Consider the following 23,240-nt stretch of genomic DNA (forward strand, 5'->3'; position numbering starts at 1 on the left):
TCTCGTGCTGATGAGCGAAGCTCTTAAAACAAGCGAAACGGAAAGCGTCGATCCTGTGGCTGCGGATGAGCGCACAACGAAAGCGGTAGCGGGCGACAGCCTCGCGGACGAAGTCGTCAAGGCGCTGAAGACGGTCTACGACCCTGAGATTCCGGCTGACATTTACGAGCTGGGACTCGTCTATCGGATCGACATTTCCGACGAAGGCGTGGTCGAAATCGACATGACGCTGACGGCGCCGGGCTGTCCCGTCGCCGGCGAAATGCCCATATGGGTCAAGAATGCGGTGAACACAGTGCCCGGCGTCAGCGACGTCAAGGTCAATCTCGTGTTCGACCCCCCGTGGGATCAGAGCCGCATGTCGGACGAGGCGCGCGTCACGCTCGACATGTTCTGAGTGGAATGCGCCAAGGCGGGCGCGGGATGTCATGTTTACGCCGCGGTTGAAACCAAAGGTTCTGGAGACAGCCGTCTACGTCGAAGATCTCGCGCGGGCCGGGCGCTTCTATGAGGAAACGCTCGGCCTCACGCCCATGGCGCAAGACAGCCGCATGTGGGCGCTCGATTGCGGTCCGGCAAGCGTGCTGCTGCTCTTCAAGCGCGGCGCAACCTTGGAGCCGGTGGATTTGCCGGGCGGGCGCATTCCGCCGCATGACGGATCGGGACCGGCGCATTTGGCCTTTGCCGTCGAAGCGGATGAAATTCCCGCATGGGAAAACCGCCTCGCCGAGCATGGCGTCGAGATTGAAGCGCGAATGCAATGGCCACGCGGCGGGATCAGCCTTTATTTCCGCGATCCCGACGACCACCTTGTAGAGCTTGCGAGCCCCGGTATCTGGGCGAACTATTGAGGATAAAGAGATGTCGGCACCGAGCGTGATGAATGTTAGCCCCGCCGCCGCCGAGCGCGTGCGCGGCCTATTGGCCAAATCCGAACCAGGCGTCGGGCTTCGTGTCTCGCTCGAGAAGAGCGGCTGCGCCGGCGTCGCCTATCGAATGGCGCTGACCGAGCCGGAGCCGGGCGATGAGGTGATCGATTTCGACGGCGGCCGCGTCATCGTCGACTCGAAGGCCGTGCTTTATCTGCTCGGGACGACGATGGACGTGAAGACCACGCAATTCGAGTCGTCTTTCGTTTTCGAAAATCCCAATCAGACCTCCGCCTGCGGCTGTGGCGAGAGCGTCGAGTTGAAAGAGGCGGACCCCTCCAGCCTCGCCCCAACGGCGTAACGGCGGCTACACGCTTCATTAACGCTGACAATGCGTTTGCTTTTTCGCGCGACTGATAAATAGCGCTTTCTTCAACATCGACGGCCAAAGCTCCGGCAGTGCGTTTTATGCGTCCCGGAGCCGTCTCGATGTCCGTTTCCAAACCACCCGTCGTCGCGTCGAGCGTCGCCTTGTTCGCCGCACTGTCCCTGATCCCATCGCAGGGGCTCGCGCGCGACGGACGGCGCGTGGGCGAGGACGTGATTTACGAAATGGCGCCGATGGCGCCGAATTCGACGCAGGATATTATTTTCGAGATGGCGCCTTTGAAGCCGGTCAAGGGCGCCGCGCAGGCGTCCAAGCCAGCGCCGAAGCCTGCCGTGCAGCCGAGCCCCGCCGTCGCCGCGAAGCCGGAGCTGAAGCCGACCCTGGCGCCGGCCGCCGCTGTGCAAACGGCGCCCGCCCAGCCTGTCCAGGCTCCGGTCGCAGAGGCGGCAAAGCCTGCAACGCCGTCCGTGGCCGAGCACGCTGTCGCGCCGCAACCCACGCAGGCGGCCGGCGAGCAGCCGGCCCCGGCCGCCCAGGAAGCCGCCGCGCCCGAGCCGGTGGTCGCGCAAGCGCCGACGATCGTAGAGCCGGCGCCGATCGGCCCGCCGATCATGATCCTGAACCCGCCGCGCAAGAGCATCGCCGCCTTGAGCGCGCCGCCCGCCGCCTTCGACCAGAAGGCGATCGACCTGCAAGGCGGCGCCGCGGCTCCCGCGCTTGTCCCGAGCCTCGATCCAACGGTGCACGAGGAGCCGCCGCTTGCCGCCCAAGCGCCCGCGCCGGAAACCGCGGATGCCGGAGTGGCGATCCAGACTCCAGAGGCCGCCGCGCCTGCCGAGGAGGCAGAGAACGCCGGTCAGGGCGCCGAGACGCCGCCGCAGGACGATCTCGAAGCCCGCGTCGGCGCCATCGTTGCCGAGGGCGTCGTCGGCCCCGCGCAGGTGCGCCTCGCCGACCGGGCGACACTGTGGCTGCCGGCAGGCCGTATCTTCCTTCCGCCCGAAGCCGCCAAAAAGCTCGCCAAGGAAGCGGGGCTCGAATGGCGCGCCGGCATCCAAGGGATGATCGCGCCTACTGGCGGTGGATTGGAGTGGCTGGCGCCGGTAGAACTCGTGGAGGACGGCTACATCAAGACCGGCGCGCCCGAGTCGTTGCAGGCTGACGGGGTGCTCGCGGCCTTCCAGGCGAGCCTCCCAGAGATCAACGCCCAACGCGCGCGGGCCGGCGAGCCGCCCGTGACGCTCGACGGCTGGCTCACGCCGCCGGCGCTTGACGCCAAGGGCCGCTTGTCCGCCTGCGCGAATATTTCCACCCCGAATAGTCAGAACGGGCAGGACGGCTTCTTCAATTGCGAGGCCTGGGCGCTCGGGCGCAATGGCGCGATCAAGGTCGGCCTGGCCGATGGCGGCGAGATGGCCGAGCGCCTGAAGAACGAAGCCGCCGCGCTGGCCGAGACGATCGTCTTCGATCACGGCGCGACCTATGAGGAATTCGACGCCGCGACCGACCCCGTCGCGCCCTATACGGCGGCCGATCTCCTGACGCGCGACGTCGCGGCGAAGACGGTCAAGCCCGTCCTGGCGGCGGCGGAGGAGGGGGCTCCGGCCCCGTCGATCCTCGACCGCATTTCAGGCCTTCTCTATCCGGCGCTCTTCGGAGCAATCGCGCTCGGCCTCTATGTTTACCTGAAACGCCGCCGCGAAGAGGCCGGCAAAGAAGAAGCGCAACAACAGGAAGCGGAGTCCGCTCCCGCCGAAGCGCTTCACCCGGAAACGAGCGAACCGGCAAAACAGGCTCCCGCGTCGCTTCTCGCGCGTCTCTTGCCGTCGCTTCATGCGCGTTTTGCAAAGAAGACCGAGAGAGCGTTGGAGTCGGCTCCTGTTGGAGATTCGCGACTGAATTCCACCCTGAGCGCTCTCAAAAGCAGATTTGCAGGCCTTCTCGAGGCGAGAAAGCTTCAGAAATCGAAAGCCGCGCCGCGGGCTGACGCCGTATCAAGTGGCGTTCCGGAAGAAGAACCCGTATCGGCGCTCAAGAAGCTGGCCGCCCGGATGCGCCGCACAAGCGAGGAGGCGCCGCCTCCGCCGGTGAATGTCGCGCGCATCGTCAGGACGCCCCGGACGTCGGGAGGCGCGGCGGTTGCGGTGGCCGCCGAAGAATTCGTTGCGCCGTTGATCGTGGATCATGAGCCGGAAAAGGCGCCTGCGGAGGGCCTTCTGGAACCCGAACTGATCGAGCCGGGGCAGAACGGCGTGCAGATTGCCGAGCCGCAGCATGCCGTCGCCGAAATCGCGCCGGCCGCTTCGCAGATTGCGGCCGACGACGGCGGTTTTGGGCTTGTGGAGCCCGGGGCCGCGGAACCTGCGGCCATCGAGGCGGCGCGCGCGCGTCTCGCTACCGAAGAGTAATACTCTTTTCGTTTGAATAGCTCGCTTAGGGTCATGTCATTCCCGGCGGGCTGAAAGCCCGACCGGGAATGAAGAGCCGCAAAAGCGCTGGTTCTGCTCTGGATTCCCGATCGCTCGCTGCGCGAGCGTCGGGAATGACAGCAACCAATTTTGCGATCGCGCATAATAGGCTTTCTCGGCCCGGCTGCCCCTATGGTCGGGCTTTTCGGTCTTGGGGGCTTTCCGCCCTGATTGCCTCGCAGTTTCAATTTTCTGAGAGTATTCCCTTCTCCCTGCGCAAGCTAAACGCGTCTTCCGCCTGGATTTTGCGGGGGATATCTAATAAGATATTGGTTTAGAAGGATGTTTTCTGCCCGCCGCGGCTGGCGCGGGCGGCTCGAATCGCCTATAGGAGTAGCCTGTACCTATAATTTGGGATTGGCGCGCCCTTGGCCGACGACGACACGAAAAAAGACGACTCCGAAAAGTCCGACATCAGGCCGGTTTCCATCGCCGACGAGATGAAGCGCAGCTATCTCGATTACGCGATGAGCGTGATCGTGAGCCGCGCCCTGCCGGACGTTCGCGACGGCCTGAAACCCGTGCATCGTCGCATTATGTTCTCGATGCACGAGAACGGCCATACGCCGGACAAGCCATACGTGAAGTCGGCGCGCATCGTCGGCGATGTCATGGGTAAATATCACCCGCATGGCGACGCCGCGATCTATGACGCGCTGGTGCGCATGGCGCAGCCCTTTTCGATGCGGCTCATGCTCATCGACGGGCAGGGCAATTTCGGCTCGGTCGACAACGACCCGCCGGCGGCGATGCGTTACACCGAGTCGCGTCTCGCCAAGCCCGCCCTCGCGCTGCTCGAGGACATCGACGAAGGCACAGTCGACTTCCAGCCGAATTACGACGGCAAGGAGCACGAGCCGACGGTCCTGCCGGCGCGCTTCCCGAACCTTCTCGTCAACGGCGCCGGCGGCATCGCCGTCGGCATGGCGACGAACATTCCGCCGCATAATCTCGGCGAGGTCATCGACGCCTGCATCGCGCTGATCGACAGGCCGGACATGACGGTCGCCGAGCTGATGGAGATCGTGCCCGGCCCGGACTTCCCGACCGCCGCGACGATCCTCGGGCGCGGCGGCATCCGCAACGCCTATGCGACGGGGCGCGGCTCCATCATCATGCGCGCCAAGGCGGAGATCGAGACGCTGCGCAAGGAGCGCGAGGCGATCATCTTCACCGAAATTCCCTATCAGGTGAACAAGGCGGCGCTGATCGAGCGCATTGCGGAGCTGGTCAAGGAAAAGAAGATCGAGGGCATCTCGGATCTGCGCGACGAGTCCGACCGCGAGGGCATGCGCATCGTCGTGGAGCTGAAGCGCGAGGCGGTCGCCGACGTCGTGCTGAACCAGCTCTGGCGCCACACCGCGCTGCAGTCGAGCTTCGCGGTGAATATGATCGCGCTGAACGGCGGCCGGCCGGAGCTGCTGACGCTCCATGACGTGCTGCGCGCCTTCGTGGATTTCCGCGAGACGGTCGTCACGCGCCGCACCAAGTTCCGCCTGAACAAGGCGCGCGACAACGCCCATTTGCAGGTCGGCCTCGCCATTGCTGTGGCGAATATCGACGAAGTCATCCGCCTCATCCGCACCTCGCCCGACGCGGCCGCCGCGCGCGAAGCCTTGATGGCGCGCGACTGGCCGGCGAAGGATATGGCGCCGCTCGTCGCGCTCATCGCGGACCCGCGCCACAAGCTCGCGGATGACGGCACGATCCGCCTGTCGGAAGCGCAGGCCCGCGCCATTCTCGATCTGCGCCTGCAGCGCCTCACGGCGCTCGGCCGCGAGGAAATCGCGGAAGCGCTCAACAAGCTCGCCGCCGAGATCGCGGAATTTCTCGAAATCCTCGGCTCGCGCGAAAAGCTCTTCGGCATCGTCAAGGATGAGATGCTGGCGGTGAAGGAGGCCTACGCCACCCCGCGCCGCACGCAGATCGTCGACGCCGACAGCGACGTTGAGGACGAAGACCTCATCGCCCGCGAGGATATGGTCGTCACCGTCTCGCACGCCGGCTACATCAAGCGCGTGCCGCTCTCGACCTATCGCGCGCAAAGGCGCGGCGGCAAGGGCCGCTCCGGCATGCAGATGAAGGAGGAGGATTTCGTCCACCGCCTCTTCGTCGCCAATACGCATACGCCGGTGTTGTTCTTCTCCTCGCGCGGCAAGGCCTATAAGGAAAAGGTCTGGCGGCTGCCGCTGGCGGCCCCGCAGGCGCGCGGCAAGGCGCTCGTCAATATGCTGCCGCTGGAGCCGGGCGAGCGCATCACCACCATCATGCCGCTGCCCGAGGATGAATCGAGCTGGGAGACGCTCGACGCCATCTTCGCGACGACCGGCGGCACGGTGCGCCGAAACAAGCTCTCGGACTTCTGCGAGGTGCGCCGCAACGGCCTGATCGCGATGAAGCTCGATGAGGGCGAGGCGATCGTCGATGTCGCCACGGCGACGGAAGCCGACGACATTCTGCTCACCACGCGCGACGGCCAATGCATCCGCTTCGCCGTGCCGGAAGTGCGCGTCTTCCAGGGCCGCACCTCCATGGGCGTGCGCGGCGTGGCGCTCGCCCAGGGCGATCGCGTGATCTCGCTCTCGATCCTGAAGCACTTCGAGGCGACGCCCGACGAGCGCTCGTCCTATCTCAAGAAGGCGAGCGCCCTGCGCCGCCGCATGGGCGAGGATGTCGCGCCGGACGCCGGCGCCGACATGGAGGAGGCGGCGGGCGCCGTCGAGCTCTCCGACGAGCGCTTCGCCGCCATGCAGGCGGCCGAGCAGATCATTCTGACGGTCTCGGAAAACGGCTACGGCAAGCGCACGTCTTCCTACGAGTACCGCATCACCGGGCGCGGCGGCAAAGGCATCGTCGCCATGGCGGTGAATGCACGGAACGGCAAGCTCGTCGCCTCATTCCCCGTGGGGCAGGACGACGAGATCATGCTCGTCACCGATGGCGGCCAGTTGATCCGTTGCCCGGTGGAAGGCATCCGCATCGCAGGGCGCGGCACGCAGGGCGTGATCGTGTTCAACACCGCTGCGGATGAGCGTGTGGTGTCGGTGGAGCATATTGGGGATGTGGGTGAGGATGATGACGGGGGTGAGGGGGCGGAGGAGTAATCCTCGGGATAGACACACTGCTTCCCCTTGCTCAGGTTCCTGTTTTGTTCAAAATCTCTGACGGACTCATCTGGCGGAGTAACGATGATGCAAGATTTTGATGTGGCCGAGGAGGCGACTGTTTTTCTCGGAAGTGGCAGGGCCGCACTTTCGGGAGGCCAGCTTATCTTTGGGGAACCCGAAATCCCGATGCCGACATTCGGAGACGCAGTTCTATATGTGATGGAGTTGTCACTCGAAGAACGGTTGAATGGGTTTCGAGTAGAAACAAAAAGTGGCAAGTTCTTCACCACAGAAGAGATCTCCGAAATCGCAGAGATCATCGCACTTCAAAAAACAAGCTAGGAGCCGATCTTTCCGGCCTGAGGTTCGGTGCCGAGCGAAAAGGCTTATTGTTTGATTGGCCCACTGGCGTGCAAGTTTGACATTACGGCCCGCGGGGACTTCGTTCACTAAGCAAAAGATGCGTTCAAGCCGACGCCGAATTTACGGCACCTTCATAGGCGTTGGCGCGTCCAAAGGGCGGCGACTTCCTCGTCAGACGCAAACTCGCCACGCCGCGCCTGAGCTAAGCCTTCTTCCAGCGCCGCAATCGTTTCGGCGTCCAAGGGCGCTGGATGGGCGCCCGCTTCAATGGCGTCGAGGATGAGCATGGCCATTGCGTTCTGCTCGGCGGCAGGGAGGTCGCGGACTTTGTCGATCGCTTTTTCGAGAAGTCTGGTCATGCTTGTCGCTCGACCTCCAGGTTACGCCGGCTAATATAGCGCCCCGTACGCCCTTTGAGAGCCGGTTCAACCAGCCGGTTCGGCGACGCTCTGCGCAGCCACCACGGCGGCGCTCTTCTCCTCCTGGGCGCGCGCCATCTCCCTTGCCACCACATATTGATGCCGCGCCTTCAGCGCGCTGATGCTCAGCCAGGCCGCGACGCCGACGCCGATGCAATGGGCGAAGAGCAGGCTGAAATTCACCAGCAGGACGAAAACGTCGAGCGCGCGGATGATCTTGCTGGGATCGGTGATGGCGATTCCCGGCGGTTGCGACACCGTCTTGCCGATGAGCAGCGCGACGCTCAATCCGACGCCGATGAAAGAAAGCAGCGCGCCTACGACATTGACGAAGCCGCCCGCGCCGACGAACCAGAAGGCCATGCGCCTTTCATGCGCCAGATAGCGTTCGGGACGGCTGCGGATGGCGGCGGCGGCGTTCATGTCGCGATAGCCGAACAGGATCGACAGCAGCATGATCGCCAGAGCCGCCGACGCCCAATAGATGGCTTCGCCGAAATTCGAGCCGCCGGGGCTCACGCTATGGCCCGCAAAGGCGAAGGCCAGCAACAGCGCCGACACGACGCCGAGAAAGAGCTGCACCCAAAAGGCCGTGGCGCCGAAGAAGCGAAAGCTCTGTGCGAGCCCGTCTGCGATCATCGCTGCAATACTCGCCGGCGCCGGCGGCTCGAGCGCCTTGTCGGAGGCGGGCGAAAGCCGGTCGAAAAGCGCGAAAGCCGCGTAAAGGACGGCGAGGGCGCCAAAGGCATAGGCGGCGATTATATGCGCGAGTTGAGCATGCTCCGCCGCCTGGGGCGCGCCCGTATCCCAGAAGGGCAGTGGGTATTCCCAAAAGAAAATCTGCTCGCCCCGAGAGATCGCCGCGAGCGCCCCGGCCACGGCGGCCGCGACGAAGGCAAGATAGATTGACTGCCTCAGCCAGAAGCCGATCATGCGCCGCGCATTGCGCGGCCCGCCGCTCTCGACCATCAGATAAAGGGTGACGCCGATCAGGATTTGAGCGACGAGAAGAAGCGCCGCCGTGAGCCCCAGCGATATGTGCAACTCTGTAAGGTACGCGCGCGTCGCGGCCTCTAACTGCGCATGCTCGCGAACCGCGCCGACGCCGAGCGCTGCGGCGCCGATCAGGAGAAAAACCCAAAAAACCAACACTGGCAAAAAATTGCGCCTCGGATCGGAGCCCATCGGACATCTCCATTCGGCGGGCTCGCGACGCGTGTTCGCAGCCTTCCGCGCTGCAATATAGCCCAAGCGCCGCCTTGCGTCCCTGCGCCAAAGGGTCCGCGCCGGCGCCTCCCTCTGCTCATTCGAACTCGATTATCCATGCGCCGAAGTAGATGGCGGCGATGGCGTTTCGTCCCGGCGGCAGGGCTCCAATCCGGGTTAACGGGCCGGCGTGTTCCCGCGTCATGGCCGCGCTTGTCGCGGCCATCCGCGCCGCGCCAATGCGAAAAAGCTGAAAACATGAGCGGGAGCAACGCCGCTTCTTCTCCCCGCGCGTCGCAAAGTCCTGGCGTGGATGCCCGCGACAAGCGCGGGCATGACGCGGCTGCGTCGGGTTTATTAACCTGGATTGCGCGCCCTGATCCCGACGGCGCCCCCTTGCTCTTGGCCTTGTAACCCCGTAAAAGCCCGCCGCGCGCGGGCGGATGACCCGCCCAATCGGAACGGGACAATGGCCAAGGAAAAATTCTCTCGCACCAAGCCGCACTGCAACATCGGGACGATCGGGCACGTCGACCACGGCAAGACGTCTTTGACGGCGGCGATCACCAAGGTTCTGGCGGAGACGGGCGGGGCGACGTTCACGGCCTACGACCAGATCGACAAGGCTCCGGAAGAGAAGGCGCGCGGCATCACCATTTCGACGGCGCACGTCGAATATGAGACGCAGAACCGCCACTACGCTCACGTCGACTGCCCCGGCCACGCCGACTATGTGAAGAACATGATCACCGGCGCGGCGCAGATGGACGGCGCGATCCTCGTCTGCTCCGCCGCCGACGGCCCGATGCCGCAGACCCGCGAGCACATTCTGCTCGCCCGTCAGGTCGGCGTGCCGGCGCTCGTCGTGTTCCTCAACAAGGTCGATATGGTCGACGATCCGGAGCTGCTCGAGCTCGTCGAGCTCGAAGTCCGCGAGCTGCTCTCGAAGTATGACTTCCCCGGCGACGACATTCCGATCGTCAAGGGCTCCGCTCTGTGCGCTCTCGAGAACAAGAATCCCGAGATCGGCCATGACGCGATCCTTAAGCTGATGCAGGAAGTCGACCGCTACATCCCGCAGCCGGAGCGTCCGAAGGATCAGCCCTTCCTGATGCCGGTCGAGGACGTGTTCTCGATCTCGGGCCGCGGCACGGTGGTGACGGGCCGCATCGAGCGCGGCGTTGTGAAGGTCGGCGAGGAAGTCGAGATCGTCGGCATCCGTCCGACGACCAAGACGACGGTGACCGGCGTCGAAATGTTCCGCAAGCTGCTCGATCAGGGCGAGGCGGGCGACAACGTCGGCTGCCTGCTGCGCGGCACGAAGCGCGAGGACGTCGAGCGCGGCCAGGTTCTGTGCAAGCCGGGTTCGGTGAAGCCGCATACGAAGTTCAAGGCTGAGGCGTATATCCTCACCAAGGAAGAAGGCGGCCGTCATACGCCGTTCTTCACCAACTATCGTCCGCAGTTCTACTTCCGCACGACGGACGTGACCGGCATTGTGACGCTCCCCGAGGGCGTCGAGATGGTGATGCCGGGCGACAACGTCACGATGGAAGTGGCTCTGATCGTTCCGGTCGCCATGGAAGAGAAGCTGCGCTTCGCTATCCGCGAAGGCGGCCGCACGGTTGGCGCGGGCGTCGTCGCTTCGATCATCGAGTAATTGAGCGGATCTGGACCGCGAGCCTTCTGGCTCGCAGTCTTGGTCGAGCGAGCCTGAAGGCTCTCGGTCCAAGAGCCGGGTTTGCAAGAATAAGAAAGCCCCGCGGCGCGCGCCGTGGGGCTTTTTTTATCGGACCGGCGGCGCCGTGTATCAGGCGGCGAGGTCTTCGCCCAGCGGGGCCCACGGCGCCTGATAATCATCGTCCTCGATGTCGCTCTGAGAAATTTCCAGCGCCGCGGCGACGGCCGAAATGCCGATTTCGCGGTAGAGCCGCGCCAGAAGATCGTGAGGATGCCCGCCGGACTGGGACGGGGCGGGTTGGGCCGATGATGTATCCGACATGGCGACTTCCTCTATACGCGAACGCTTTTACGGTGGACCGAGCGCCGAGACTGTCGCTGTTTTGATTTAAAGACTCGCTAAAGGCCCAGCGTTTCGCGACAAAAGAGCAATCGTTGCATTCGGCGATGTTTTGGTTGAAAAATGCGGCGCCCGCCCGCTGGCGAAACTCATGCGAGAATATTTGCCAATATGCGTCGAACGCTCCCGCCCGAGCCGTGGTCGCAAGCCGCTTTATGGAGTCGCGACGTCGCGCTCTTTGCGGCGACGGTGGCGCTGCTCGCGGTGCTGCTTGCACGGCTGAGCATTATCGCGCCGGCCTCGGCGCTCGCCGCCTTCGGCGCCGCTGTGGCGCTGGCCTTGGTGGCGCTGCTTCTGGTCGGCGCCGCGAGCGTTGTCATCTGGCGGACGGGAAGGCGCGGCGTCGGGTCGGCGGTCGGCGGCGGGATGCTGGCGCTGCTCACGCTCGCTTATCCCGCCTATCTCGCCTTCGAGGCGGTGCGGCTGCCGGTGCTGTCCGACATTTCCACCGACACCGCCAATCCGCCCTATTTCTCGCTGTCGCGCGCCGCCTATGAAGCGCGCAAGGGTTTCCAGCCGAAAGGCTTGCCCGCGAAGGCGCGCGAGGCGCAGCGGCCCGCCTATCCGGACGTCGAGCCGATCGTCGTCGATCTCGACGCCGACGAGGCTTTTGCGCTGGTGCTGAAAACGGCGAAAGCCGTCGGCTGGAAGGTCGTCGACCAGCGCCCGCCGGGCGGGCGAACCGGGGAAGGGCACGCGGATTTCCTCGACAAGACGCCGATCATGGGCTTCGACGAGGACATCACGATCAGGCTCAAGCCATTGCCGGGGCAGACGCGCATCGATTTGCGCTCGGCCTCGCGCTACGGCCGGCACGATTTCGGCGCCAACGCCGCGCGGATTGTCGCATTCGCCGAAGAGCTGCAAACGCAATTGGACGCGCGATAGTCCAATCGGACCGCGCGCCTTCAGGCGCGCCTATCAACAAGCGCGCCTGAAGGCGCGCGGTCCGATTTACTCGTTTTTGAACGACGACTCTGGTATGGTCCTGCTCGTTCTCCAGTTAACGGGTAGGAGGCCGAGAACAGCCCATGGCCAATGAAGGCGACGGCGCGAGCGCGGTTCACAGCGTTCCCAACTTCACCCGTGAGGAAGAGCTTCACGCGCTTCGCGAGATGCTGCTGATTCGCCGCTTCGAGGAGAAGGCGGGCCAGCTCTACGGCATGGGCGTCATCGCCGGCTTCTGCCATCTCTATATCGGCCAGGAGGCGGTGGTCGTCGGCGCCAAAATGGCGGCGCGCGACGGCGATCAGTTCACCACGAGCTATCGCGATCACGGCCATATGCTCGCCAGCGGCATGGACGCCAAGGGCGTCATGGCGGAGCTCGCGGGCAAGAGGGGCGGCTATTCCAAGGGGAAGGGCGGCTCCATGCATATGTTCTCGCAGGAGAAGAATTTCTTCGGCGGGCATGGCATCGTCGGCGCGCCGGCGCCGATCGGCGCGGGCGTCGCCCTCGCCAACGCCTATCGCGGCGACGGCAAAGTGTCGCTGACCTTTTTCGGCGAAGGCGCGGCCAATCAGGGCCAGGTCTATGAGGCCTTCAACATGGCGGCGCTGTGGAAGCTGCCGGCGCTGTTCATCGTCGAGAACAATCGCTACGCCATGGGCACGTCCCTCAAGCGCGCCGCCGCCCAGACCGACTTCGCCATGCGCGGCGCCGCCTTCGGCATCCCGGGCCACCAGCTCGACGGCATGGACGTTCGCGCCGTGCGCGCCGCGACCGCCGAGGCGTTGGAATGGTGCCGTTCGGGGAAGGGGCCGTATCTTCTCGAGGCCCAGACCTATCGCTATCGCGGCCACTCCATGTCCGATCCCGCGAAATACCGCTCCAAGGAAGAAGTGCAGAAGATGCGCGAGGAGCATGATCCGATCGAGCAGGTGCGCCTGCGCCTGCTGGCAGACGGCGTCGCCGAGGACGAGCTCAAGAAGATCGACGCGGGCGTTCGCAAGATTGTCGCCGATGCGGCGGATTTTGCCACGAGCGACAAGGAGCCGGATCCATCCGAGCTTTATACGGACGTGCTGGCGGGAGCCTGAAGTTTTATGTGCTTGATGTTTTCCCCCTCCCTGTCCCTCCCCCGCAAGCGGGAGAGGGAACGCTCACGATCGGCAGCCTCGATGAAGGCGACAATTTGCTCCCTCTCCCGCGAAGCGGGGGAGGGTTGGGGAGGGGGCTTCGCGCAATGACCATCAACGTCCTCATGCCCGCCCTCTCTCCCACGATGGAGCAGGGCAAGCTCGCCAAATGGCTGAAAAACGAAGGCGATGAAGTCAAGGCGGGCGACGTCATCGCCGAGATCGAGACCGACAAAGCGACCATGGAGGTCGAGGCTGTCGACGAGGGCGTGCTGGCGCGCATTCTCGTGCCGGGCGGCACGGAGAATGTCGCCGTCAATACGCCGATCGCTGTGATCGCCGGCGAAGGCGAGGACGCTTCCGCGGTCGAAGCGCCGCCCGCCGCCAAGGCGCCCCCGCCGCCCACCGCGCCTCAGGACGAAGCCGGCGAGGCCAATAAGGCGCGCCTGGAGGCCGCGGCGCAGGCTGCTGCGCCGCAAGCCAAGCCCGTAAGCGTCGCCGCGCCGCCGGCCGTTTCCGCTGCGCCGGAAGTGCCGGCGGGAACGACCATGATCCCCATGACGATGCGCGAAGCCTTGCGCGACGCCATGGCCGAAGAGATGCGGCGCGACCCGAACGTCTTCATCATGGGCGAGGAGGTTGCCGAATATCAGGGCGCCTATAAGGTGACGCAGGGCCTGCTACAGGAATTCGGCCCCATGCGCGTGCGCGATACGCCGATCACCGAATATGGCTTCGCGGGCATCGGCGTCGGCGCCGCTTTCGCGGGCCTGCGCCCCATCGTCGAGTTCATGACCTTCAATTTCTCGATGCAGGCCATCGACCATATCGTGAATTCGGCGGCGAAGACGCTTTATATGTCCGGCGGGCAGCTCCATTGCCCGATCGTCTTTCGCGGTCCCAATGGCGCCGCGGCGCGCGTCGGCGCGCAGCATAGCCAGGACTACGCCGCCTGGTATTCGCAGGTGCCGGGGCTCATCGTCATTTCGCCCTCCAACGCCAGCGACGCCAAGGGCCTGCTCAAGGCCGCCATCCGTAACGACAATCCGGTGATCTTTCTCGAGAATGAGATTCTCTACGGCAAGACCTCGGAAGTGCCGGCGCTGGAGGATTTCGTTCTGCCGATCGGCAAGGCGTGCATTGCGCGGCCGGGAACGGATGTGACGCTCGTCTCCTTCTCCATCGGCATGACTTACGCGCTGGGCGCCGCCGAGGCGCTGGCCAAGGACGGGATCGAGGCGGAGGTCATCGACCTGCGCACGCTACGGCCGATGGATACGCAAACGATCGTGGAGTCGGTGAAGAAGACGGGGCGCTGCGTCGCGATCGAAGAAGGCTGGCCGCAAGGCGGCGTGGCGTCCGAAATCGCCGCGCGTCTGCAAGAGGAAGCCTTCGACTATCTCGACGCGCCGATCGCGCGCGTCACCGGCAAGGACGTGCCCATGCCTTATGCGGGGAATTTGGAGAAGCTCGCGCTGCCGAGCGTGGCGGAAGTGGTGGCGGCGGCGAAGGCCGTTCTTTACCGGGCGTAGGAAACATCAAGCGCGCCTGAAGGCGCTCGGTCCCGGACCGCGAGCCTTCAGGCTCGCCAAATAATTACTCCGGCCAGAACTCCTCGGCCATTATCTCGTCAAAGGTCCAGGGACATTCGTGCGGAAACATCGCGTGGGGCAGGCCAGTTTCTGCAACCGCCTCGATGACCGCGCCTCTGAAGGTTCTCTGTAGCACGTCAGGGACCAGCGGCTTGAGACTCGGATTATCCCTGAGGTGATCGGACAGGTCCATTCTGAACCCTGATAGACGCCTCCCAGCTTGCCGTCCGCTTCATCGGTTGGAAGCGCCACTTCAGCAAATGAAGCATCAGCACCCTGAGGCGGCTGACGAGCTCGCGCTTTTCAGTCTTGCCCATGCTTTCAATCTCTTGCGCAATATGTTCGATATCGGCGTCGGCAAACTTGCCCGCGCGTAGCAATTCCGCCTGTTCGTGGGTCCAGGCGTAGAAATCATCGTCATGAAGTTGGGCGTTCGACACGCGCCTCTTTCCTCGCGGTGACGTTAACGGCTCAAGGATATAACATAGTAGCGTAGATGGTCTGCACAAAGGAATCACCACGGGGATCGACGGACATGAACATTGCGGCGCCGAACCTCTCCCATCCTCGCATCTTCGCTTCGCCCCTGGCGCGCCGTCTTGCGAAAGAAGCGGGACTCGATCTCTCGTCGCTAGCGGGTTCCGGACCGCATGGCCGCATCATCGAGCGCGACGTAAAAAGCGCGCTGTCAGGCGGCGCGCGCAAGGCGGCGGCCGAACCTATTTCCCTCTCCGAGGCGCCCTCGCTCGAGACGACCCGCAAGTTCTATGCAGCCGACTCCTACGAGGAAGTCCCCCATGACTCCATGCGCAAGGCCATCGCCCGGCGTCTTACGGAGTCGATCCAGACCGTCCCGCATTTCTACCTCGACGTCGATTGCGAGATCGACGCGCTCCTGCGCCTGCGCGAGGAGTTCAACGCGGCGGCGCCGAAGCGCGGCGATGGGTCGCCGGAATGGAAGACCTCGGTCAACGACTATATTGTGAAGGCGCTGGCGCTCGCTTTGCAGCGCGTGCCCGAGGCGAACGTCACCTTCACGCCCGAGGCGATGTTGAAGCACAAGGCTTCCGACATTGGCGTTGCGGTCGCCATTCCCGGCGGGCTCATCACGCCGATCATCCGAAACGCGCAGGCCAAAACAGTTCGTGAGATTTCGGACGAGGTCCGCGAGCTCGCCGGCCGCGCCCGCGAGCGGAAATTGAAGCCGCAGGAATATGAGGGCGGGGTCTCGGCCGTCTCCAACCTCGGCATGTATGGGATCAAGAATTTCTCGGCGGTGATCAACCCGCCGCAATCGACGATCCTGGCCGTCGGCAAGGGCGAGCAGCGGATGGTCGTGAAGAATGGCGCGCCAACGGTCGCCACCATCATGAGCGTGACGCTCTCCTGCGACCATCGCGCAGTGGACGGGGCGCTGGGCGCGGAGCTGCTGGCGGCTTTCAAAACGCTGATCGAGCAGCCGATGGGGTTGTTCGCGTGAGGCTTGCCTCCACGCTCACCTGTCCCCGCTGCGGACACGCTGAGACGCTCACTATGGCCGAAAACGCCTGTGTCGTCGTCTATGATTGCGCCGCCTGCGGCGCCCGGCTCACGCCGAAAGAGGGCGATTGCTGCGTCTTTTGCTCCTATGGCGACGTTCCTTGCCCGCCAATTCAGGCGGAACGTCATTGCTGCTCCAGCTCGCGCTAAATATCGCCGTGGACGCGCGCGCCATTTATCGGCATATCCTTGTTTAGACTTTCTCTAAACACTCAAGGAGCGGCCCGTGGCGACGGAAGCGGATATTCTCGAAGCGCTGGAAAACCTCTATGCGCCTGGCGGCATATCGCTGGCGCGGGCGGTGAGCGGCATCAATCTTTCCGGCGCGAAAGCCTTTGTCTCGCTCGCCGGCGATCCCGCAAAGCCCGAAGGCTGGGAGATCGCCCGCGCCAACGCCGAGAAGGCGATCAAAGCGGTGCCAGGCATCGAGGCGGCCGTCGTGACGCTCACCGCCGAGCGCGCCCCCGGCGCCGCGAAAGCCCACGACCATCACCACGACCACTCCCACGCCGCGCCGCCGCCCCCGCAGGCGCGCAAAGGCCTCGCGCCGGCTTTGGAGAAAATCCGCTATGTCGTCGTGGTCGCCTCCGGCAAGGGCGGCGTCGGCAAGTCGACGACCTCGGCTAATCTCGCGCTCGGTCTTGCGGCGCAGGGCTGGCGCGTCGGCCTTCTCGACGCCGACATCTATGGCCCCTCGGCGCCGCGCCTCTTCGGCCTGCATGACAAGCCCAAGGTCGAGAACGGCAAGCTCGTGCCGCTCGAAGCCTATGGCGTGAAGATCATGTCGATGGGCTTCCTCGTCGAGGAGAACACGCCCATGGTCTGGCGCGGGCCGATGGTGGCGCAGGCGCTGTCGCAATTGCTGGGGGAGGTGGCCTGGGGCGATCTCGACGCGCTCGTCGTCGACATGCCGCCGGGCACCGGCGACGTGCAGCTCACCATGGCGCAGCAGACGCCGATCGCCGGCGCGGTGATCGTCTCGACGCCGCAAGATCTGGCGCTGATCGATGCGCGCCGCGCGGTGGCCATGTTCCAGAAGGTCGAGGCGCCGATCCTCGGGATCATCGAGAATATGAGTTATTTCCTCTGTCCGCATTGCGGCGGCCGCTCGGAAATCTTCTCACATGGCGGCGCGCGCCACGACGCCGAGCAGATGGGCGTGCCGTTCCTGGGCGAGGCGCCGCTCGACATGAAAATCCGCGAGACGTCGGACGCCGGCCGTCCGGTGGTCGGCGCCGAGCCCGACAGCCCGCAGGCCGCCGTCTATCTCAACCTCGCCGCAAAGGTGAAGACGCTGCTCGAAACCACCAGGCAGCGCGCCGCGCCCAATATCGTCGTGGGCTGATCGCACCGTCATTGCGAGCTTGTTTTCGAAGTCGGGTATACCCGACTTCGCAGGCGCGCGAAGCAATCCAGAGCCGCGACCCGGCTCTGGATTCTTGTTTGAACCGCTCGGATTGGCGTTTGTCATTCGCGGCGGGCTGAAAGCCCGACCGGGAATCCAGAGCCACAAAAGCGCTGGTTTTGCCCAGAGCCCGTCATTGCGAGCGAAGCGAAGCAATCCAGGGCAGCGATGCGGCCCTGGATTGCTTTGTCGGCTCCGCCTCCTCGCAATGACGGCGGTTAGATCATGCAGATTTTCGTATTGCCGGCTTTTTCAGAAGTGGGTCGGGATAATCGAATTGTCGCCCGCGTCCCATTTATAGTTGTAGCCCAGCGTCAACTCCCACGCCTGCACCCAGGGCGTGATCTTCGCCGCCGCATTGACGGCGCCGAAAGGCATGCCCGGAAGCTGCGGGATCGTCTCCGGCCCGCTGATCGAGTTCTTGAAGGCGTAGACGAAGCCCAGATCGATGGATGAATTCTTGGTGAGGGCGTAATTGACGCCGGCCGCGGCGTGGTGCCGGTTGAGGATCGGCGCCAGCACATTCAGCGTCACGGCGAGGGGGCGCACGGCGCCCGTGCTATAGTGATAGCCGGTCCGCAATGTCAGCGTCGGCGAATAGCGCCATTCCACGCCGACCGCCGCGGAGTCGGTATCCTTCCAGGAGAAGCCCGGCCCATTCGAATCGCCCATGGACCGGAATGTGATAGGGAATGACGGATTCCCCAGCGAAGAGACAGCCGAATAGAAGATGTGGCGCCAGTCCGCCATGACCGTCAAATTCGGCAAGAGATCATAGGCGAGGCCCGCCTGCATGCTGGCGGGAACGTCGAAACGTCCGTGATCGCCGATAAGCCCGGAGTATTTGTCGAGGCGCGACATCCACATCGGCGTCGACGCGGCAAAGCCGAAACGCAGCCTGTCGGCGATCCCCCAGGTCAGGCCTGCGCGCAGGCCCCCGCCCCAGGACCAGTCATAGGACATGTCCGACAATTCCCAGGGGTTCGACGAATAGGGCGCAAAGACCTTGGCGCCCTGAATATTGAGCATCTGCACGGCCACGGTGGGCGCGACGCCGATGGCGATCGGACCGATCGGCGTGTGGAAGCGCCGCGCATAGGAGACGCTCATGAAAGCCTGCTCCAGATCGACGCCGGCGAAACCGCCGCCGAACACGCCGCCGTTCGGGGCGCGCCGATAGGCCGAGCTATACGCCGTATTAATGCCGCCGTTCGCGTAGCTCGCGATGCTCCAGGACGAGTCCGCGTCGATCGGCTGCACATAACCGCCGTTAGGCACAGGGAACCAGGGTCGGCCGCTTTCGACGCGGCCGGGAGCGACGATGCGCGGCGCGCCTTCGGTATAGTAGCCGCGCTCGGCGTTGATGACCGTCATGCCGAGCTGGAACTGGCGCTCGAGACCCACGATGCCGGCGGGGTTGGCGGAAATCGCCATGGCGTCGCGCTGGTCGGCGGTTCCCGCGCCGGCGAGCGCCTTTTGGCGCGGGCCATAGCCGATCATGAAATAGCCGTCGGCGGCGAAGGCGGCGGGCTCCGCGAGGAGAAGCGCGGAAAAGGCGAAGGCGAGGCGGGAGACGGTCTTGTGCATGCGAGCGAGCCCAGCTTAGGCGGAAACAATCCAGCAACAAGCTAACAGAGTCGCGGATTTACTGGCAGGCAGCTCGAGCTCCAGTTATGAAATTACTAGGTAATGTTACGTATTTGCCACAGAATTAATTTGCAGGCGCAACAAGATAGCGATCAGCGCCGCCGCCGGATGACGTAGCGATAATGCTCGGCGGTCTTTTCCGCGCTCACCAGCTCGTCGCCAGTCTGGCGCGCGAAGGCTTCGAAATCGGCCATCGAACCGGAGTCGGTGGCGAGCACTTCCAAGAGCCCGCCGACCGGGATTTCGGCCAAGGCTTTCTTGGTTTTCAGGATCGGCATGGGGCAGTTCAGGCCACGCGCGTCTACGGTTTTCTCGGTCATGGTCATTCGTCAGATAAAGAGGTTGATGTCGGCCTTGGCGGCCTCTTCGAGATAGGTTGCTGCGCCGCCGAAGGAGACGCCCTCGATCATGTCCTCTTTCTTGAACTCGAAGAGGTCCATGGTCATCTGGCAGGCGACGAGCTTCACGCCGCTCTCAAGCGCAATGTCGCGCAGCTCGTCTATTTTCGCGACGCCCTTCTTCTCGATCATGTTTTTCATCATCGCCGTCGCGCCGGCGGTGACGCCCGGCAGCGCGGCAAGAAGATTTGGCATGCCGAGATGCGCGCCGGCGACCGGCATTTTCATCGCCGGATTGCCGAGCGGGGAAACTTCGAGATCGAGCTCCTTCTTGAGGAGGCCGAGGCCGTAGAAGGTGAAGAAGAGCGTGACGTCCATGTCCATCGCCGCCGCGGTCGTCGCGAGAATGAAGGGCGGATAGGCCCAGTCCAGCGTGCCTTTCGAGACGATGATGGTGAGCGATTTGCGGCTTTGGGCCGTCTCTTGAGTCACGATGCGTCCGTTCCTTGGCCCCCCGGCCTGCGAGGCAAAGCCCATACCAGCCGACGGGACAAAAAGGCAAACCACCCGCGAACAGCGGATGTCGGGCGCCCGTTTGCGAGCGAAGCAAGCCAGGGCGGCGATGCGGCCCTGGATTGCTTCGTCGGCTCCGCCTCCTCGCAATGACGGCGGTGAGTCCTGTGTGTCCAAACGGCGCGAGCGTCGGGAGTGGCGCCGAACCAACCGAGCGGATCTCGTATCAACCAATCAGCCGGCGCCACATGCCGTACCATCCGCCGGCGCTGATCGCGAGCAGCGCCGCGAGCCCGAGCGCCGTCATGTCGGGCGGGTCGAAGCGCAACAGCCCGGCGAGCGGCGGGAAGTAGAGCCCGGCGGAGACGACCGAGAGCGCCGCTGCGGCGATCGCCCAGAAAAACAGATTTTCGCGCGCAAAGGGCGAAACGCCTTTGGGCAAGGCGTCGGAAAGCGCCAGCGTCAGATTGCCGATAATTAGCGTCGCGAAGGCGAGCCCGCGGCCTTCGGGCTCGGCGACCCCGAACCCATTCGCGAAGATATAGACGCTCAACACCGCGAGAAACACCGACAGGCCCTGAGCGACCCCGAGCAGCAGGTCGCGTGTCCCGAAAAGCGGCTCGCTTTGCGGGCGCGGCGGCTTCAGCATGGCGTCCCTTTCGGCGGGCTCGGCCTCGAAGGCGAGGGAGCAGGTGGGATCGATGATCAATTCCATCAGCACTACATGCGCCGGAAGCAGCATGGGCGGCAGGCCCATCAAAATGGGCGCGAGCGCGAGGCCGGCGATCGGAATGTGAATCGCGGTGACGTACGTCAGCGCCTTGCGCAGATTGGCGGAAATGCGCCGCCCCAGCGCCACGCCTGCGACGATGGAGGCGAAGCGGTCGTCGAGCAGCACGATATGGGCGGCTTCGCGCGCAACGTCCGAGCCGCGTTGGCCCATGGCGATGCCGATATGCGCGGCCGCGAGCGCCGGCCCGTCGTTCACGCCGTCGCCGGTCATCGCGACAATATGGCCATCCGCCTTGAACGCCTCGACGAGCGCCAATTTATTGGCCGGCATCACACGGGCGAAGACGCGCACGTCGCGGATTTTTTGAGCGACGTCCCCGGGCGGAATCTGCGCGATTTCCGCACCGGTGAGAACGCCGCCGCTGATGTCGATGCCCGCCGCTTTGGCGATGGCGAGCGCCGTCGCCGGATAATCGCCGGTGATCATCGCAACCGAGACGCCGGCGCGCCGCGCGGCGGCGACCGCCTCGGGAACGTCGTCGCGGATCGGGTCTTCGAACGCGACGAGGCCGATCACGGCGTAACGCGCTTCTTCGAGCCCGTCGACGACGGTCGGCGTCTCGGCGACCGCCAGCACGCGCAATCCGTCTCGCGCCATCTCCTCGACGACGGCCGCATAGCGCGCGTGCTCCGCTTCGCTCGTTCGGGCCAGCCGGAAGATCGCCTCGGGCGCGCCCTTGGCGGCTTTCAGAGCGCCGCCGTCCACTCGCCAGGATTGAATGAAAGCAAGCAGCTCCGGCTTAATCGGAAAGCTCTCGGTCGCCGTCCCGCCCGCGGGGATTTCCAGCCTGTCGGCCATCGCGAGCACGGCGCGATCCATCGGATCGACCGGGTTGACGCTCGACGCGCGCCGCGCCGCCTGGATCAGCCTGTGCTGCTCGGCGTCGGGCGCGTCGGGAACGGGCTCGACGCCGTCGCCGGTATAGAGCCGCGCCACAGCCATACGGTTTTCAGTCAGGGTGCCCGTCTTGTCGACGCAAAGGAGCGAGGTCGAGCCCAAGGTTTCGGTGACGGATGAGCGGCGCACGAGCACATTGCGGCCGGCGAGCCGAAAGGCGCCGATGGCGAGAAAAATCGCCAGAACCATGGGGAATTCTTCCGGCAGCAGGCCGATGGCGAGGGTGATGCCGGCGATCGCCCCCTCGAACCAGTCGCCGTGCACGAGACCGTAAGCGACGATCACCAGCGCGCAGAAGAGCAAAGCGAAGGCGCCGAGCCGCGCCACCAGCGCGCCGGTGCGTTTCTGCAACGGGCTCGGCTCGCCTTTGATTGCCGCAAGCGAGGCCCCGAGGCCGCCGACCGCCGTGCGCGCGCCGGTGCGCGCGACCCGCGCGACGCCGGAGCCGCGCACGATCATCGAGCCGGCGTAGAGGAAGGGCGTGTAATCGCCGCCGGGGTCCGGGAAGGCGAGCGCCGCGCCGTCGCCGGCAAGCGTCTTCGTGACCGGCGCGGATTCGCCGGTGAGGATCGACTCGTCGATGACAAGCGCGTCGCCGGCAAGGACAATGGCGTCGGCGGGCGCGCGCTGTCCCTCGCCGACGAGGATTATGTCTCCGGGAACGAGATCGCGCGCGGGGATTCGCCGTTCCGCGCCGTCGCGAATGACATGCGCCGTGGGTTCTGCGAGTCGCTGCAGGGCCTGAAGGGCGCGCTCGCTACGCAGCTCCTGGACAACGACGAGCATGATCGACGCGCCCGCCCCCGCGACCATAAAGAGCCCTTCGCCGAGATCGCCGACGAAAAGATAAAGCGTCGCCGCCGCCGCGAGCAGAAAGAACATCGGCTCTTTCAGCGTGCGTAGCGCTATTTGCAGAATGCCGACCGGCTGCGCCTCGGGCGGCGCATTGGGGCCGTATTCGGCGAGGAGCTGCGCGGCGTCCTGTGAGGAGAGCCCACAAAGAGGGGTTTTCATTTCGCTGGCTGGGCAGGATGGTCCGGCTCAACCTAGTCCGGATCGCGCTACCATTGAAGAGCATCCGGCCGAAAAAGATGGCCAGACCCTAGCGCGCTTTCCGCTCGCATAGATTCGCGAAGCCGCGCGAACGGCCGCCGCGGTGGCCTCATGGATAAAGCGCCATCTGCCCCTACCAGCCTTTCATGACAGTACTATAACGATGATGTCTGCGCCTGCTCGTCAGGCGGGCGACGCCTTTGGGAGGATGGAAATGTTAAAGACGATCCTTTCCTTGTTTCTGCTTGTCGCGTTGTGGAGCCCGGGTTCAGCTTTCGCGCATTTCCGGTGTGATCGCCAATATGTGAGCGGATTTTGCGCGCCGTTTCCGCCTAACGTCGTCATCGCGCCGAGATGGGGATCGGCGCTGCCTTACGCGGAACCGCATGATCCGAGCGGAAACATAGTCCTCGAAGGCGCCGCGACAGCAGGGGCGCCAGAGGGCGACTAAGGCGCGTTCCGCAAAAGCGGTCGGCCTCCAACAA

General features: G+C 64.6%; 20 protein-coding genes and 1 pseudogene. 13 read left to right on the forward strand and 8 right to left on the reverse strand.

Features of this window, described 5'->3' with window-relative positions:
* Positions 1-10: 10 nt before the first annotated feature.
* The 6 genes from QNA11_RS04545 to QNA11_RS04570 all read left to right on the forward strand — a co-directional run bounded on the left by QNA11_RS04545 (position 11) and on the right by QNA11_RS04570 (position 7,174).
* Positions 11-397, forward strand: coding sequence for an SUF system Fe-S cluster assembly protein (locus tag QNA11_RS04545; protein ID WP_202071804.1), 387 nt, complete (start codon positions 11-13; stop codon positions 395-397).
* A gap of 31 nt (positions 398-428) precedes the next feature.
* A complete protein-coding gene (locus QNA11_RS04550; RefSeq protein WP_202071803.1) occupies positions 429-851 on the forward strand; it encodes a VOC family protein in 423 nt (140 codons plus the stop codon).
* 10 nt (positions 852-861) lie between these two features.
* Positions 862-1,230 carry a HesB/IscA family protein gene (locus QNA11_RS04555; protein ID WP_202071802.1) on the forward strand — a complete coding sequence of 123 codons (369 nt, stop codon included), beginning with the start codon at positions 862-864 and terminating at the stop codon, positions 1,228-1,230.
* 128 nt (positions 1,231-1,358) lie between these two features.
* On the forward strand, positions 1,359-3,665 hold the full coding sequence (locus QNA11_RS04560; protein ID WP_283482119.1) for a DUF2167 domain-containing protein: 2,307 nt from the start codon (positions 1,359-1,361) through the stop codon (positions 3,663-3,665).
* 428 nt (positions 3,666-4,093) lie between these two features.
* The gene (gyrA, locus tag QNA11_RS04565) at positions 4,094-6,829 is read left to right on the forward strand and encodes a DNA gyrase subunit A (protein ID WP_283482120.1); all 2,736 of its coding nucleotides are present in this window, start codon (positions 4,094-4,096) and stop codon (positions 6,827-6,829) included.
* An 84-nt stretch (positions 6,830-6,913) separates the two neighbouring features.
* Entirely contained in the window at positions 6,914-7,174 is a 261-nt protein-coding gene (locus QNA11_RS04570; protein WP_283482121.1) for a hypothetical protein, read from the forward strand.
* Between the two features lie 152 nt (positions 7,175-7,326).
* Here QNA11_RS04570 and QNA11_RS04575 read toward each other — a convergent pair whose 3' ends face one another.
* Together QNA11_RS04575 and QNA11_RS04580 are read right to left on the reverse strand one after the other, a co-directional pair.
* Entirely contained in the window at positions 7,327-7,554 is a 228-nt protein-coding gene (locus QNA11_RS04575) for a hypothetical protein (protein WP_283482122.1), read from the reverse strand.
* A gap of 66 nt (positions 7,555-7,620) precedes the next feature.
* The gene (locus QNA11_RS04580; RefSeq protein WP_283484159.1) at positions 7,621-8,766 is read right to left on the reverse strand and encodes a DUF3611 family protein; all 1,146 of its coding nucleotides are present in this window, start codon (positions 8,764-8,766) and stop codon (positions 7,621-7,623) included.
* Positions 8,767-9,289: 523 nt separating this feature from the next.
* On the opposite strand from QNA11_RS04580, the gene tuf reads away from it, so the two are divergent.
* Positions 9,290-10,480: an elongation factor Tu gene (gene tuf, locus QNA11_RS04585; protein ID WP_202071278.1), complete on the forward strand. Its 1,191-nt coding sequence runs from the start codon at positions 9,290-9,292 to the stop codon at positions 10,478-10,480.
* Positions 10,481-10,630: 150 nt separating this feature from the next.
* Here tuf and QNA11_RS04590 read toward each other — a convergent pair whose 3' ends face one another.
* A complete protein-coding gene (locus QNA11_RS04590; protein ID WP_283482123.1) occupies positions 10,631-10,822 on the reverse strand; it encodes a hypothetical protein in 192 nt (63 codons plus the stop codon).
* Positions 10,823-11,011: 189 nt separating this feature from the next.
* Between QNA11_RS04590 and QNA11_RS04595 the strand changes: the two genes are divergently transcribed.
* The 3 genes from QNA11_RS04595 to QNA11_RS04605 all read left to right on the forward strand — a co-directional run bounded on the left by QNA11_RS04595 (position 11,012) and on the right by QNA11_RS04605 (position 14,510).
* Entirely contained in the window at positions 11,012-11,788 is a 777-nt protein-coding gene (locus tag QNA11_RS04595) for a DUF1499 domain-containing protein (protein ID WP_283482124.1), read from the forward strand.
* A gap of 143 nt (positions 11,789-11,931) precedes the next feature.
* Entirely contained in the window at positions 11,932-12,939 is a 1,008-nt protein-coding gene (pdhA, locus tag QNA11_RS04600) for a pyruvate dehydrogenase (acetyl-transferring) E1 component subunit alpha (protein WP_283482125.1), read from the forward strand.
* 146 nt (positions 12,940-13,085) lie between these two features.
* A complete protein-coding gene (locus QNA11_RS04605) occupies positions 13,086-14,510 on the forward strand; it encodes a pyruvate dehydrogenase complex E1 component subunit beta (RefSeq protein WP_283482126.1) in 1,425 nt (474 codons plus the stop codon).
* 64 nt (positions 14,511-14,574) lie between these two features.
* On the opposite strand, the pseudogene QNA11_RS20710 reads toward QNA11_RS04605, so the two are convergent.
* Positions 14,575-15,091, reverse strand: a pseudogene (locus QNA11_RS20710) (DUF29 domain-containing protein).
* A gap of 14 nt (positions 15,092-15,105) precedes the next feature.
* On the opposite strand from QNA11_RS20710, the gene QNA11_RS04620 reads away from it, so the two are divergent.
* The 3 genes from QNA11_RS04620 (at position 15,106) to QNA11_RS04630 (ending at position 17,454) form a co-directional block, all read left to right on the forward strand.
* Entirely contained in the window at positions 15,106-16,050 is a 945-nt protein-coding gene (locus QNA11_RS04620) for a 2-oxo acid dehydrogenase subunit E2 (RefSeq protein WP_283482129.1), read from the forward strand.
* Positions 16,047-16,259, forward strand: a complete 213-nt coding sequence (locus tag QNA11_RS04625) for a GDCCVxC domain-containing (seleno)protein (protein WP_283482130.1) — start codon at positions 16,047-16,049, stop codon at positions 16,257-16,259. Before QNA11_RS04620 ends, QNA11_RS04625 begins: the two co-directional genes overlap by 4 nt.
* A 76-nt stretch (positions 16,260-16,335) precedes the next feature.
* Positions 16,336-17,454: an Mrp/NBP35 family ATP-binding protein gene (locus QNA11_RS04630; protein WP_283482131.1), complete on the forward strand. Its 1,119-nt coding sequence runs from the start codon at positions 16,336-16,338 to the stop codon at positions 17,452-17,454.
* A 312-nt stretch (positions 17,455-17,766) separates the two neighbouring features.
* Here the strand turns inward: QNA11_RS04630 and QNA11_RS04635 are convergent, their stop codons facing one another.
* The 4 genes from QNA11_RS04635 to QNA11_RS04650 form a co-directional block, all read right to left on the reverse strand.
* Entirely contained in the window at positions 17,767-19,101 is a 1,335-nt protein-coding gene (locus QNA11_RS04635) for an OmpP1/FadL family transporter (RefSeq protein ID WP_283482132.1), read from the reverse strand.
* 152 nt (positions 19,102-19,253) lie between these two features.
* Positions 19,254-19,481, reverse strand: coding sequence for a sulfurtransferase TusA family protein (locus tag QNA11_RS04640; protein ID WP_283482133.1), 228 nt, complete (start codon positions 19,479-19,481; stop codon positions 19,254-19,256).
* Positions 19,482-19,490: 9 nt separating this feature from the next.
* Complete coding sequence (gene dsrE2 / locus QNA11_RS04645; protein WP_283482134.1) at positions 19,491-19,991, reverse strand: sulfur carrier protein DsrE2; 501 nt, start codon at positions 19,989-19,991, stop codon at positions 19,491-19,493.
* A 247-nt stretch (positions 19,992-20,238) separates the two neighbouring features.
* Positions 20,239-22,716 carry a cation-translocating P-type ATPase gene (locus QNA11_RS04650; RefSeq protein WP_283482135.1) on the reverse strand — a complete coding sequence of 826 codons (2,478 nt, stop codon included), beginning with the start codon at positions 22,714-22,716 and terminating at the stop codon, positions 20,239-20,241.
* Between the last annotated feature and the right edge of the window lie 524 nt (positions 22,717-23,240).

This window comes from Methylocystis sp. JR02 (assembly GCF_030063565.1).
Classification (GTDB): Bacteria; Pseudomonadota; Alphaproteobacteria; order Rhizobiales; family Beijerinckiaceae; genus Methylocystis; species Methylocystis iwaonis.